Source organism: Paenibacillus sp. FSL M7-1455 (assembly GCF_038004655.1).
GTDB lineage: Bacteria > Bacillota > Bacilli > Paenibacillales > Paenibacillaceae > Paenibacillus_AQ > Paenibacillus_AQ cookii.
The window spans coordinates 2,334,799-2,347,825 of sequence record NZ_JBBORO010000001.1 but is presented as its reverse complement, the minus strand read 5'-3'; the positions used below and the strand labels follow the sequence as shown (position 1 = coordinate 2,347,825).

Annotated in this window: 15 protein-coding genes; 8 read left to right on the top strand and 7 right to left on the bottom strand. The window is 53.9% G+C overall.

Features of this window, described 5'->3' with window-relative positions; all coding sequences use genetic code 11:
* Nucleotides 1-5: 5 nt before the first annotated feature.
* Genes NYE48_RS10890 through NYE48_RS10880 form a run of 3 tightly spaced genes read right to left on the bottom strand, consistent with a single transcriptional unit; the run spans nucleotide 6 to nucleotide 2,594 of the window.
* Complete coding sequence (locus NYE48_RS10890; protein ID WP_212947868.1) at nucleotides 6-1,073, bottom strand: metal ABC transporter substrate-binding protein; 1,068 nt, start codon at nucleotides 1,071-1,073, stop codon at nucleotides 6-8.
* Nucleotides 1,073-1,951 (bottom strand): metal ABC transporter permease, encoded by an 879-nt coding sequence (locus tag NYE48_RS10885; RefSeq protein ID WP_212947870.1) that lies wholly within the window; start codon nucleotides 1,949-1,951, stop codon nucleotides 1,073-1,075. The genes NYE48_RS10890 and NYE48_RS10885 overlap by 1 nt, the downstream gene beginning before the upstream one ends.
* Nucleotides 1,938-2,594, bottom strand: a complete 657-nt coding sequence (locus NYE48_RS10880) for a metal ABC transporter ATP-binding protein (protein ID WP_212947872.1) — start codon at nucleotides 2,592-2,594, stop codon at nucleotides 1,938-1,940. The genes NYE48_RS10885 and NYE48_RS10880 overlap by 14 nt, the downstream gene beginning before the upstream one ends.
* A gap of 268 nt (nucleotides 2,595-2,862) precedes the next feature.
* On the opposite strand from NYE48_RS10880, the gene NYE48_RS10875 reads away from it, so the two are divergent.
* The 7 genes from NYE48_RS10875 to NYE48_RS10845 all read left to right on the top strand — a co-directional run bounded on the left by NYE48_RS10875 (nucleotide 2,863) and on the right by NYE48_RS10845 (nucleotide 8,396).
* Nucleotides 2,863-3,444: a TetR/AcrR family transcriptional regulator gene (locus NYE48_RS10875; RefSeq protein ID WP_212947873.1), complete on the top strand. Its 582-nt coding sequence runs from the start codon at nucleotides 2,863-2,865 to the stop codon at nucleotides 3,442-3,444.
* 24 nt (nucleotides 3,445-3,468) lie between these two features.
* The gene (locus tag NYE48_RS10870) at nucleotides 3,469-4,674 is read left to right on the top strand and encodes an MFS transporter (RefSeq protein ID WP_212947875.1); all 1,206 of its coding nucleotides are present in this window, start codon (nucleotides 3,469-3,471) and stop codon (nucleotides 4,672-4,674) included.
* 141 nt (nucleotides 4,675-4,815) lie between these two features.
* Nucleotides 4,816-5,370, top strand: a complete 555-nt coding sequence (locus tag NYE48_RS10865; RefSeq protein WP_445324065.1) for a class I SAM-dependent methyltransferase — start codon at nucleotides 4,816-4,818, stop codon at nucleotides 5,368-5,370.
* 13 nt (nucleotides 5,371-5,383) lie between these two features.
* Nucleotides 5,384-6,019, top strand: coding sequence for a phosphatase PAP2 family protein (locus tag NYE48_RS10860; RefSeq protein ID WP_052147008.1), 636 nt, complete (start codon nucleotides 5,384-5,386; stop codon nucleotides 6,017-6,019).
* Nucleotides 6,009-6,626: a DedA family protein gene (locus NYE48_RS10855; RefSeq protein ID WP_340998521.1), complete on the top strand. Its 618-nt coding sequence runs from the start codon at nucleotides 6,009-6,011 to the stop codon at nucleotides 6,624-6,626. The genes NYE48_RS10860 and NYE48_RS10855 overlap by 11 nt, the downstream gene beginning before the upstream one ends.
* Entirely contained in the window at nucleotides 6,623-7,321 is a 699-nt protein-coding gene (locus NYE48_RS10850) for a response regulator transcription factor (RefSeq protein ID WP_340998518.1), read from the top strand. Before NYE48_RS10855 ends, NYE48_RS10850 begins: the two co-directional genes overlap by 4 nt.
* Nucleotides 7,314-8,396, top strand: a complete 1,083-nt coding sequence (locus tag NYE48_RS10845; RefSeq protein ID WP_246536595.1) for a sensor histidine kinase — start codon at nucleotides 7,314-7,316, stop codon at nucleotides 8,394-8,396. The genes NYE48_RS10850 and NYE48_RS10845 overlap by 8 nt, the downstream gene beginning before the upstream one ends.
* Before the next feature lie 57 nt (nucleotides 8,397-8,453).
* Here the strand turns inward: NYE48_RS10845 and NYE48_RS10840 are convergent, their stop codons facing one another.
* The 3 genes from NYE48_RS10840 to NYE48_RS10830 all read right to left on the bottom strand — a co-directional run bounded on the left by NYE48_RS10840 (nucleotide 8,454) and on the right by NYE48_RS10830 (nucleotide 11,588).
* On the bottom strand, nucleotides 8,454-9,374 hold the full coding sequence (locus NYE48_RS10840) for a DMT family transporter (protein WP_340998514.1): 921 nt from the start codon (nucleotides 9,372-9,374) through the stop codon (nucleotides 8,454-8,456).
* Nucleotides 9,375-9,462: 88 nt separating this feature from the next.
* Nucleotides 9,463-9,675: a hypothetical protein gene (locus NYE48_RS10835; protein ID WP_036710328.1), complete on the bottom strand. Its 213-nt coding sequence runs from the start codon at nucleotides 9,673-9,675 to the stop codon at nucleotides 9,463-9,465.
* Between the two features lie 59 nt (nucleotides 9,676-9,734).
* The gene (locus tag NYE48_RS10830) at nucleotides 9,735-11,588 is read right to left on the bottom strand and encodes a WD40/YVTN/BNR-like repeat-containing protein (RefSeq protein WP_340998511.1); all 1,854 of its coding nucleotides are present in this window, start codon (nucleotides 11,586-11,588) and stop codon (nucleotides 9,735-9,737) included.
* On the opposite strand from NYE48_RS10830, the gene NYE48_RS10825 reads away from it, so the two are divergent.
* On the top strand, nucleotides 11,569-12,117 hold the full coding sequence (locus tag NYE48_RS10825; RefSeq protein WP_340998510.1) for a hypothetical protein: 549 nt from the start codon (nucleotides 11,569-11,571) through the stop codon (nucleotides 12,115-12,117). The two genes, NYE48_RS10830 and NYE48_RS10825, sit on opposite strands and share 20 nt — an antisense overlap.
* Here the strand turns inward: NYE48_RS10825 and NYE48_RS10820 are convergent.
* On the bottom strand, nucleotides 12,086-12,970 hold the full coding sequence (locus NYE48_RS10820) for a LysR family transcriptional regulator (protein ID WP_341000629.1): 885 nt from the start codon (nucleotides 12,968-12,970) through the stop codon (nucleotides 12,086-12,088). The genes NYE48_RS10825 and NYE48_RS10820 overlap by 32 nt on opposite strands.
* Nucleotides 12,971-13,027 lie beyond the last annotated feature (57 nt).

Sequence of the window (13,027 nt, the reverse complement as noted above, 5' to 3'; positions counted from 1 at the left end):
AGATCCTATTCGTTTAACGCTTTTTTCAGCGCCGCAAGGTTAGCGCGCATGACGGAGATATAGTCCATGTTTTTCGCCTGTTCCTCCGCTGTCAATCCTTCAAGAGGGTTCAGGACGGCGGTTTTCGCCCCGAGCTCCTTGGCGATCGTATCGGCAACCTGGGAGGAGACTAGCGTCTCGAAAAATATCGTTTTGACCTGATGCTCCTTCGCGAACTTCACCACATCCGCCATGGCGGATGCCGACGGTTCCTGTTCCGGCGACAGCCCGGCAATCGGCACCTGCGTTAAACCGTAAGTCTTGGCCAAATATCCGAAAGCGGCATGCTGGGTAATGAAATCTTTCCGTTTTGCGTTTTGCAGCTCCTTTTTGTAATCCGCATCCAGCTGCTCCAGCTTCGCGACGTAAGCGTCCGCGTTTTTCGAGAATTGTTCCTTATGTTCCGGAGCTTTTTCGATCAGGGCCGCTTCGATGTTCCGGACTTCCTTGACGGCCAGCTGCGGGGATAGCCATACGTGCGGATCCAATCCCCCGTGATCGTGTTCATGCTCATGTTCGTGTGCATGCTCATGGGAATGCCCCGCTTCCGCATCATGGTCTTCCGCAGCATCATGCTTGTCATCGGCTGCATGCGCCGAATGCGCAGCTTCCCCGTGCTCGTGCTCTCCCTCGGCGCCTTCGATCAGCTCAAGTCCTTTGCTTGCTTCGACGACGCTCAATTTTTTGTTGCCCGAACTGTTCAGGATTTGATCGATCCATCCTTCCAGGCCGGCGCCGTTGTACACAAGTACGTCCGCCTGCTCGATTTTCCCCATGTCCTGCGGCGTCGGATCCCAATCATGGGGCTCCACGTCCGGCGGAATGAGCAGGTTCACCTCCGCCAAATCCCCCGCAACCTGGCGGGCGAATTCATACATCGGATAAAAGCTCGCTTCGATCTTCAGCTTCTGCTTTTGCGCGGCGGGCTGCGCCCCGGCCGGTGCCGAAACCTCCTCTTTTTGGCCGCAGCCGGCCAAGGAAACGGCCAGTGCGGCAATCGTAAGCGCGGATACATAAGGAATCCATTTTTTCATTATTTTGAAGCTCCTTCCTTCAATGTTTGATGGGTTTGCTGCCGTACAGGCATGCCGGCCTTGGCGATACGCCGTTTGGCGGTCCGTTTGACCACTCGTTTGACGCCGATGCCGACCAGCAGAATGGCAAGCAGAATCAGGGCAATGATCCCCCCGGGCGGGGTATTCGTGTAATAGGAAGCGGTCAGGCCGCTGAACACGCCGATCATGCCGGTGGCGACCGCCAGAACCGAAGCCGACGCGAATCCTCCGGCAAATCGAAGCGCAAAAGCCGAAGGCAAAACGATCATGGAAGAAACGAGCAGCACGCCGACGATCGGCATCGCAGCGGCCACAATCATCCCCGTCACGACCGCAAAAGCGAATGAAAGCAGCTTGACGCGAACGCCGCTGACCGCAGCCGTATCTTCCTCGAACGTCAAACTATAAAGCGGTCTGCGCAGTAACACGAAAAACAGGAGCCCGATCACCGTTACGGCCGCGATGACGATCAATTGGGTTTCGCTGACCGCCACGATGGAACCGAACAGATAAGAATTAAAGCTTTTGTTCAGGCTCGTCTTCAGGCTCATCAGCACCATCGCAAGCGCCAGCCCCGAGGTCATAATGATCGCCACGGGCACTTCGCTGTAGGAACGGTACGTCCGCCGCAGCTGCTCGATGACGATTCCTCCCAATATGGCGAACAGAAATCCGCATAACACCGGGCTGAGATGGAGCACGGAGCCGAGCGCGACCCCGGCCATCGAGACATGCGAGAGCGTATCCGACATCAGGGACTGCCTTCTGAGCACAAGATACACGCCGAGCACCGGCGCAATGAGCGAAATCAAACCGGCCGCCAAAAACGCCCGCTGCATAAATTCATATTGAAACATCGCTTTCTTCCTTCCCTTCCAGATAAATCACGCGGTCCAGGTAATCTTGGGCTTCGTCCAGCCCGTGGGTCACCATGATCACCGTCCTGCCTTCCTCTTTGACCTGCTGCCGCATCCACTCGTAGAAACGAGTGCGGCTCGCGGCGTCCATGCCGGTAACGGGCTCATCCAAAACGAGCAGATCCGGCTGCTGCACGATCGCCCTGGCGATGCATGCCTTTTGCTTTTGCCCTCCGGACAACTCCCCGATTTTCCGGTTTCGCAGCTCCCACAAGCCGACCGCTTTGAGCGCCTCCTCCACGAGTTCATGCTGCTCCCGGCGAAAGCGCCGGAACAAACCGAGCTCCGGGTAACATCCCGACCGGACCAATTCGATGACTTTGCTGGGAAACCCGGCATTAAAGGAAGAGGCCTGCTGAGGAACGTACGCCACCCGGCTCCGGCCGAGTTCCGCCGAAAACCTGACCGTGCCGCTCCATGGCTTCAGGAGACCGAGCATCAGCTTTAACAGCGTCGTTTTGGCCGCCCCGTTCGGGCCGCTGACGGCAATGAATTCTCCGGCATGAATATCCGCGGATACATTCCGGATCACAGGTTCGTTTTCGTATCCAAACACGATATCGCGTAATGAGCAAAAGATCATATGTATCCTCCTTGACGGTATTAATAGTAATAATTACGATTTAAAAATAGGCAAAAAAATATCCTCTGCTGTGTACGCACATATTTAGTACGAGTGAACCAGCTCATCTCCCCTTATTCGTAATTATTACGTTTAACATTAAAACATACATTTTTTGCTCTGGCAAGTTATTCGTAACAATTACTATTAAAAAATTTAGGCACTTGCTTATCAAGCAATCATCTGTTAAGATGACTGACGAACGTTCGTTAGTTGGAGGTGCACATGATTGAAAGTCGATGAAATTAAGGATGCCGCCCTGAAATTTTTCACGATACACGGCTATGAAGGAGCCTCCCTTTCCCAAATCGCCGAAGAAGTCGGTATGAAAAAACAGTCCCTTTACGCACACTTTAAAGGAAAAGACGATTTGTTCCTGCAGGTGCTGCGGGATGCGAAAGAGGCCGAGCGCGCTTCGAAGCTCGAATATATGAGCGGATTCGATGAGCATCATCCGGAGCGGGATCTTTACGGATTTTTGCGGCTGGTCATCGATTTGTTCCAGAAAAACGAGCAGTTGAAGTTTTGGCTGCGGACGTCCTTTTTCCCGCCGGCACATCTGGCCGATGCGATCGGACAGGAAGTCGTCGACATCGAAACCGAAATTCAGGGCATACTCGAACGAAAATTCAAGGATTGGATCGATACGAAGGCCATATACGGCGAGTCGGCCAAAACGCCGACGCTTGCATTCCTCGGAATCGTCGATTCCATCATGCTGAGCCTGGTGTACGACAATGACGAACAGCGGCTGGAAGAAAAATTGGAAGCCTGCTGGACCGTATTTTGGCGAGGCATATCGCATCCATGATTTTTACGGAAAGAGTGTTGAGACATGAAAAAACCAATTAAAGAGCAAAAAGCGGTGCTGCTCATTCTGCTGAGCAACGTGTTCATTGCGTTTCTGGGGGTCGGCCTGATCATCCCCGTCATGCCGTCCTTTATGGATATGATGCATTTATCGGGCAAAACGATGGGGGCGCTCGTCGCGGTATTCGCGGTGTCCCAGCTGGTGATGTCGCCGTTTGCGGGCCGCTGGGTCGACCGCTACGGCCGGAAAAAAATCATCGTCATCGGCCTGTTCCTGTTTGGCGTGTCCGAGCTGATCTTCGGGGTGGGCACGAACGTATGGGTGCTTTATTTCGCAAGGGTGTTGGGAGGTTTCAGCGCCGCCTTTATCATGCCCAGCGCGACCGCATACGTGGCCGACATCACGACCGTCGAGGAACGTCCAAAGGCCATGGGGTATATCTCCGCCGCGATCAGTACCGGCTTTATTATCGGCCCCGGCATCGGCGGCTTCATCGCGGAATACGGGATTCGCGTTCCTTTCTTTTTTGCCGCGGTCATCGCCTTCCTGGCATGCGTAATTTCCATCTTTATTTTGAAGGAGCCGCTGACCAAGGAAGAACTCGCGGAAATCGCCGCGAACGCAAAGCAAACCCATTTTTTGGGCGATTTGAAAAAATCGCTTCAACCGCTCTACTTTATCGCGTTTATCATCGTATTTGTGCTTGCGTTCGGCCTGTCGGCCTACGAGACGGTGTTCAGCTTGGTTTCCGACCATAAATTCGGGTTCACGCCCAAAGATATTGCGGCCATTATTACGATCAGCTCCATCTTCGGGGTCGTCGTCCAAATATTCTTGTTCGGTAAAATGGTGGACGTTCTCGGCGAAAAAAGGCTCATTCAGTGGTGTCTGATCGTCGGCGCGGTGTTGGCGGTCGTATCCACCGTGATCTCCGGCTTTATGGCGGTCCTGGTGGTCACGAGCTTTATTTTCCTTGCGTTTGACCTGCTTCGCCCGGCCTTGACGACGTTTTTGTCCAAAGCGGCCGGGAAAGACCAAGGGTTTGTCGCGGGGATGAACTCGACGTATACGAGCCTCGGCAATATCGCCGGTCCGGCGGTGGGCGGCATATTGTTCGACGTCAACGTCAATTATCCTTACCTGTTCGCCGCCGTCGTCATGGTCATCGGCCTTGCCATTACCGTCATGTGGAAAGAAAAGCAATGGGGAGAAAACGAAACGACTGCATAACGAAAACGCCGTTGCCGGGGAGATCCGGTGCGGCGTTTTTTTCGGTTTGCCTTCAGAAATTCTTCAGATTTTCCTTTGCTTGTTCCCAAGAAAATTTTTTTAACATGGGAATATGCAAAAGCAAGGGAGAGAAATCCGATGATGAAGCATATCCAAGAAAAAATGCTGTTTCTGTACAAATTTTCGCAGGCGCCGAAACAAATCGGCAGCGTGACGCCGAGTTCGGCTTTTTTGGCCCGGAAAATGCTTGAGGCGGTCGACTGGCGGCAAACCCGGCATATGGCCGAGCTCGGCGCGGGAACCGGCGCGATTACCAAGTACATTGACGCTTATAACGTCAACCGGACGAACGTGATGTTATTCGAAAAAGATGCGGTGCTCCGCGGCGGATTAACCAGGGATTTCCCCCGTTTTGCGTGTTACCCCGATGCCTGCCGGCTTCGGGAAGCGCTGCGGGCCGAGGGTGTCGATCGGCTGGATTGCATATTGAGCGGCCTGCCGTTTTTTAATTTTCCGCAACGGCTTCGCGATCAGCTGATGGACGAAATCATGGGTTCGCTAAAACCCGGAGGTTTGTTCATCGCCTTCCAATATTCGCAGCAAATGAAAAAGCAGCTCGGCACGTTGTTCGACATCGAGCATGTCCATTACGTCCCGTTGAATATTCCCCCGGCATTTGTGTACGTTTGCCGCTAGCGATATGATACGTATGAATAAGAAGCTTGCAGCCTATCTGCCGCTTGGATGGCTCCTGGCCATTCCCGTCTTGAATGTGTTTTACGGCTTGCTCAATCATGGCGGGGCCGATACGGCCCAATTGATCACCGAATGGGACCGGCGGATTCCTTTCATGCCCGTCTTCATTATCCCGTACCTGATCTGGTACCCTTACGTCTTCTTGATGTTCGTCGTGTTTTTCAAGAAGGACCGGCGGGTTTACTACCGCAGCTTAACGTTGACCTGCATCGGCCTCGCCGTCTGTTATGGCTGCTTTTATCTGTTCCAAACGACGCTGCAGCGGCCGGAAATCGGCGAAGGCGGCGTGCTGAATGCGCTTGTCGGCTTCGTTTACGCGACGGACGCGCCTTACAATTGCTTTCCGAGCATTCACGTCCTGACCAGCCATATCGTCCTGAAAGCGGCCTTCCAGTGCAATCCGGGCAAGCGCTTAAAAATAGCCGCATTCGTCGTCTCCTGGATGATCATCGCCTCTACGTTGCTCGTCAAACAGCATGTCTTGGCGGACGTGGCGGGGGGCATCCTGTTGTCCGAATTGCTTTATTACGGGATCGGCAGGAACCTATTCAAGGATGAAAAAAAGGAGCGCGCAGCCTATGAATGCTGATACGCTACTTTCCTTCATCGGGCATTTTGGTTATGCCGCGCTGTTTTTTGCCCTGTGGCTTGGCATCGTCGGCATGCCGGTTCCCGACGAAGTGATCGTCATGACCGGAGGGGCTTTGACCGCAAACGGTTTTCTTCATGTGCTCCCCGCCTTCATGCTCACCTATCTGGGAGTCGTCTCCGGGTTATCGTTAGGTTATGTGCTCGGCCGGTTATTCGGGAATACGGTGCTCGAGCGGCTTGGCCGGAAGAAAAACATAAAAAAATACGCCGACTTTTCAGAGGCGCTGGTACGCAAGTATGGCAGCTTCGCGTTATGCATAAGCTATTTTTTCCCGGTCGTGCGCCACGTCATGCCGTACGTCGTCGGGCTGCACCGTATGCCGTTCCGGAGATACGCGCTGTTCTCTTTTGCGACGGGAGGGATATGGACGGCGATATTTTTCGCCGCAGGACGTTTCGTAGGAGATCACGCGCAGGCGGTCGGCGAGCTGGTTTACCGTTACGGTTTGCTGCTGGCCGGCGTCTCGGCTGCCGCAATTGCCATTGCGGTGGTCGTTCGTCATCTATTCAAACCAAACCATTCGAAAGGAGATCGTTCGCTTTGAACCATACCGTGCTGGTCGTTGACGACGACCCGGAAATTCGCGACGTGGTGCATATTTTTCTGCGCAACGAAGGGCTTCGCGTGTTCGAAGCCGAAGACGGCCTCAAGGCTTTGGAGCTGCTCAAAAACGAGGCTGTGGATTTGATTGTTTTGGACGTGATGATGCCCCATATGGACGGGATCAAGGCATGCCTGAAAATCCGCGAAACGATGAATATTCCGATCATCATGCTTTCCGCCAAAGGCGAAGACATCGATAAAATTACGGGGCTGACGACGGGAGCCGACGATTATGTCTCCAAACCGTTTAACCCGCTTGAGCTGGTAGCCCGGGTGAAGGCGCAGCTGCGCAGAATCAAGCTGGCAAGCGACGGCGGCAGCCAGTCCCAATCCGGCGGTGCGATCATCGAAATCAACGACCTGATCATCGATAAAAGCCGCCATGTCGTGACGGTCCGCGGCAAGCAGGTCTCGCTGACCCCGATCGAATTTTCGATCCTGGAACTGATGGCCAGCCACCGCGGGCATGTCTTCAACGTGGAAAAAATCTACCGCGGCGTCTGGAAAGAAGACAAGTTTTTATCCGACAACACGATCATGGTCCATATCCGGAACATCCGCGAAAAAATCGAGGACAATCCGCGGGAACCCCGGTATATTAAAACGGTCTGGGGAGTGGGATATAAAGTTGAGTAAAGAGTTTCTTTCGTTCCTGGCCTCCTTTCTGACCGGAAAAAAGAACATCCGGGTCCGCATGTTTTGGGCCGCTGTCCTGAGCTTTATCCTGATGATTGCCTTCTCATGGATCCTGGCTTATTTTACGATCAATTTGGGGGATCTGGGGCCGGTCGGGAGTTTTGCGTTTTTGGTCGTGACGTTTTTGTTTTTCTTTTTTATGCTGACGCGGCCGATCGTGCGGTATTTGCGGACGTTGGCCGACGGCCTCATGACGATTGCGGGCGGAAATCTCGACTACCGGCTCCCCGCGTCCAGCGAAGACGAGCTGGGGGAGGTCGCCAAAAGCATCAATTTCATGGCGGAACAGCTGCAGGAAAAAATGGATCTGGAGCGGCGGAGTGAGCAGTCCAAAATGGAGCTGATCACGGGCGTCTCCCATGATTTGCGCACGCCGCTGACCAGCATCATCGGTTATTTGAACCTGCTGAAAAATGACGATTATACGAATCTTGAGGAACATAAACGCTATATCGACAATGCGTACAACAAATCCCAGCAGCTGAAACAGCTGATCGACGATTTGTTCGAATACACGCGGTTAACGAGCGGCGCGGCAAACCTGAGCTTAACCAAGATGGACATGGCCGCATTGCTCGAGCAAATCATGAACGAATTCGAACCCATCGCGCAGGAAAATGCGCTTTCGGTGCGTTTGGTCCGGGACCCGGGGCCGATGTACGCGTCCATCGATACGGAAAAAATGGTCCGCGCCATCGATAACCTGTTAATGAACGCGCTCAAGTTTTCGTTTAAGCCCGGCGATATCACGGTGCGGCTTTTGGAAAACTCCGGCCACATTTATTTCGCCGTCGAAAACGTCGGCAAGCCGATCGCGAAAGAGCAGGAAAAGCTGTTGTTCGAACGGTTTTACAAGGCAGACCCGTCCCGCAGCGAATATCGCTCCTCCCCCGGGGCCGGCCTCGGGCTGTCCATCGCCAAAAACATCGCCGAACTGCACGGCGGGCGCATCGGCCTTAAACATCGCAACGGGCACTTCACTTTTTTCATCGAGCTTCCCCGATGGTCCGAGTAGAAGTGCCCGCATGCAGGCTTTTTGCGCAGGTTAAAAAAGCTCAAGGCCGGTGCTTCCCTATGCCGATTTTAACGGTTCGGCGGCCCGTTTGTCTTTCGGCTTCCATTTGAAACGGTCGGCGTTCAAAAAGACGATCAATCCGGAAATGGCCAGCATGCCGCCGACGACCTGGAACCAGGTCATTTGTTCGCCGAGCAGCAGAAACGCAAGCAGGCTGGACCCGACCGGCTCGCCCAGGATGCTCATGGAAATGGTCGTGGCCGAAACGTACTGAAGCAGCCAGTTGAACAGCAAATGGCCGAATACGGTCGGCACGACGGCCAGCAGCGCGAACATCGCCCAGTCCTGTCCGGGATAGTCCGTAAAAGAAATGCCGCAAACGGCGTTATACACGGCGAACACGACCGTTGCGGACAAAAACACGACAAAGCTGTACACATAAGAGGAAACTTGCTGCACCACTTTTTGGCCGATCAGCATATGCACCGACACCGCAAGCGTGCCGAACATCGACAGCAAATCGCCGAGCAGGTTGTCGCGGGAGACGCCGATGTCTCCCCAGCCGATCAGCACCGCCCCGACGATCGCCACGCCCATGCCGGCCATGGCGACCCGCGACGTCCGTTCCTTGTAGATAAAAAAAGCGCCGATGACGATAAAAACCGGCTCCAAGGCCAAAATAATGGTCGAGCTGGATACCGTCGTCAGCTTGAGCGAACCCATCCACAGCAAAAAATGCAGCGCCAGAAAAAAACCCGAAGCAAACAGCATGAAGAGCTTTTTTCGGGTCAATGACTTCAGCTCCGCCAGATGGGGGCGGATAAACGGGAGCATCAGCAGCGCGGTCATCAGCAGCCGGTACATGCCCTGGATCGATGCGGGCGCCGAAGACCATTTGACGAAAATGGAAGAAAACGAAACGGCGATGATGCCGATAACCAAAGGGATTCCGGTTGGAATGGGTGCGTTTTTTTTCATGATGTTTCCTTTCCCGTAACGGTGATCACAACAATCCATTGTATCACGGCCGTGCGAAAGCGGCTATCCCGACATTTTTCCTTTCCACTTAGCCAAAATTTTTAACCATTACGGAGATCAGGCCGACCACGATAAATAACGCGCCGCCGAATATCCCGGCTTCCCCTTGATAACGGATCTCGTGCGGCTTAATTTCGGTTTTGGGCGTACGCCTCAAGAAACGAAAGAGCCCGGAGTCCGGTTTTTTGGCGTCATACAGCCCCAGCAAAATCATGATGATGCCGATCAAAATCATAACCATGCCTTCATCTCCTATCGCTTTGGTTGAATCGGGCAACCGTAGCGTTCATTCCCAAGATATTATAGCAAAATTTCCCAGGTTAGTCCTCCGTCCTTCGTTTCCGCAATCCCGCCGTCATAGCGAAGCCAACCGTGTTTCGGGTCCGCAAACCAAACGCTTTTCGCCCCGCTGATCCCGGACGCCGCAGGAATAGGACGGTCCGTCCATACCTTTCCGCCATCCGACGTCGTTAACAAATGCACCGCATCTCCATCGGAGCGGAAATCCTCAAAAACCACCACACCGTGAAGGGAATCGGAAAAGCCGATCGCTTCCGGATACCAGCCCGCCGGCAAAGCAAGCACTTTTTGCCCCGCCTGTTCTCCCGTCAAACGCAACAATGCGGGGCCGCGTTGCCGGTCTCCTTCCTGAACGGCCCATCCCTCCGAGGTTGAAGAAAAATACATTTGCGTTCCCAAACCGCCGCCGACGCCGACGCTCGATGGTTGCCAGCTGGCTCCGCCGTCCGTCGTGCGCCAAATAGGGTTTCCCGAGCCCTTGAAAGCAATAACGCCCTGCTTTTGGTCATAAAAACGGAAGAACGAAGGTTCGGATACGCCGCTCAGCTCGCGAAGGGAATCCCCCGATACCTTTGCCCAATGCTTCCCGCCGTCCATCGTTTTCAGCAGCGTGCGATGGGGCTCATGCTCGCCGTAGGCAATGACGTACCCGTCCATCCGATTGATGAAGCTTGCTTTTTCAAGCCGCACGTATCCGTCGATCCGGCCCTGCACGTTCCAGCTTGTTCCGCCGTCCACGGTTTGCAGCACCGCGTTGTTGTCCAGCAGCGTGCCTACGGCATAGCCATGGGAAGCGTCGACCATGGAGACGTCGCCGGTCGGCCGCACCGCCGGATAAACTTGCTTCCATGTCATCCCGCCGTCCGCGGAATGAAGCAGGAAGCCCGACTCATTGATGCCGTCCGCGGCAGCCCATATGTCCTTCGCGCTTGCCATCTGCACCTGGTTGACGGCAACGGCGCGATTCGGCGCCACGCTCGCAAAGCTTTTGCCCCCGTCATGGGTGATCCATATCCCGCCTTCGATCGGGCCGGCGCCCGGGTGAAGGGACATCACTCCCGTATGGGCATCCGCAAGCCGAATATCGGTTGGCGTCGGGCGTCCCGTGCGCTGCGTGCTCATTTTCGCCCAATGTTTGCCTCCGTCCGTCGTCCGGTACAGCTCTCCGCTCAGCATGCCTTCTTCGTTCGTCAGCAGCCAGCCGGTGCGTTCGTCCTTAAAATCGATGCCTAAGCTCGACAGCGGCGAATGTTCCCCTGTAAGCTCCAGCTGCTTCCGCCAGGTTCGGGCGCCGTCCGTCGTTTTCAAAACGGCAAGCTTTCCCGTATCCGCGCCGACCGTCCCCGCCACGTAACCGGTCCGCTCGCTTGGAAAGCTCATATAAAGCGGAATGAAATGGTTGATGCCGAACGAAACCTGATCGAAACGAACGCCGCCGTCGCGGGTAACGTACAGACGGCCGTTGGCAAGCATCATCCCGTTTTTCGGGTTGTCGAAGGACAATCTGCGCATATTCGTAAACACATGGCTGTTGTCTTCCTGCGAGGCGGCCTTCCACAATGTCGTCCAGGTGTCCCCACCGTTTTTCGTCCGGATCAGCCGGATGGTTTTGCACACGGTTGTGCCCTTGGCGCTGCATCCTTCCTGAATAAGGCTCCAGCCGTTTTGCCCATCCGAGAAATCAAGCCCCAGAACAAGCTCTCCCGGCAAAGGTTTCTCCTTCCAATGCGCGCCGCCGTCGGTGGTGGAAATGAGCGACAGCGATTCCGCATATGCCTGCTTGACGGCAAAACCGGTATCGCCGTTGACGAAATCGACCACCGGAAGCTCAAACGTGCTTGAACGGTTGATCATTTTTACGGGATCTCCCTTTTGCAGGACGGCTGTGCCATCTGAACCTATTTTTGAAGCTTTTGTCTCAGGCACGGCATGGCTGTCCGCTGCCGCCGCTTTTGCCGGCAAAACCGTTCCCTCGTTGCCGGATGCGGCCGTGATGCCGGAACCGGTGCGTATACAGCCTGACATCAACATCGCTGAAATAAGCAAGGCGGAGCCCGTTTGGGCAAGCCGCGTCATTTTTCTCATGATAAACCTCCTTAACGCCCCGTTGGATAAAAATGCCTCCTCCATTATAAAGTCGTCCGGGAGACAAGATGTTAAGGTTTCGTTGCAATCCGGAGTCAATTTGTTCTTTTTTGTCCAACATGAGGATTTACAAACACTGCAAAAAAGAGGCAATGAAGCATTCATTACAAAAAAACCGCCACCACAGAACGTGGTGACGTTTTTGTACGATATAAAGCCTAGGCGGATCGAACCCCCGGCCTCATCGCTTCAAGTGGAACGTCCTTTCAAGCAAGAACTTCCCTCGCTGCTTCTATGAACGATAACATGACGGGCGAAAGCCATTTGTCTTTATGCCATGACATCTGTGTATATACGTGAAGGTCCGGAATTTGCCATGGAAGGGCAACCAGATCGCCCCGTTCAACTTCGGTTTTCACTACGATTTCAGGAAGAAAGGCAATGCCGATTCCCGAAATCGCGCATTGTTTAATGGCTTCCGCACTTTGAAACTCCAAATACGTAATACTATCCATGCCCTCTTTCTCAAATGACCGGTCAAACATGGTTCGATAGGGACAACCCTTTTCATTCGTCAGGAACACTTCCCCGTGAAAATCATCCAGCTGCAGCACCGTTCGTTGGGCAAGCGGGTGGTCCGGAGCGGCGAAAAGGCGGAAAGTTTCTTCCAGTAAAGGCTCCACTGCAAGTCCGTTCGAGCGAATGGGCTCATCCAGCATAAAGACGACATCCGCGGTTCCCTCAAAAAGCGATTGCTTGAGCTCCAGATTGGGAACGGAGCGGAAGATCAGGCGAACTCCCGGATGCTGCGCTCGAAATCGTTGAAAAACAGCCGGCAAACGATAGACGCAAATCACCTCGTTCGCGCTGATCGTTAGGGTGCCGCTTAGCACTTCGTTGTCGTGAACGGCGCTGCGGGCTTCGTCCAATTTTTCCAGAACGCTTTGAATCTGGGTTAAAAAGCGTTTCCCCGCATGCGTGAGAACAAGCTGTTTCCCCAAACGGTCAAAAAGACGCACACCAAGCTCATCCTCCAATGCTTTGATTTGCATCGTGACGTTGGAGGGGACGTAGTTCAGCGCTTCCGCAGCCCGACTGAAATTTAAAGTGGATGCAACCGTACGGAACGTAACCAGTTGGCGCAATTCCATCATACGATCCCCCTTCAACTTTCAATTTTATTGAATACTAATATGAAAATCATTCAC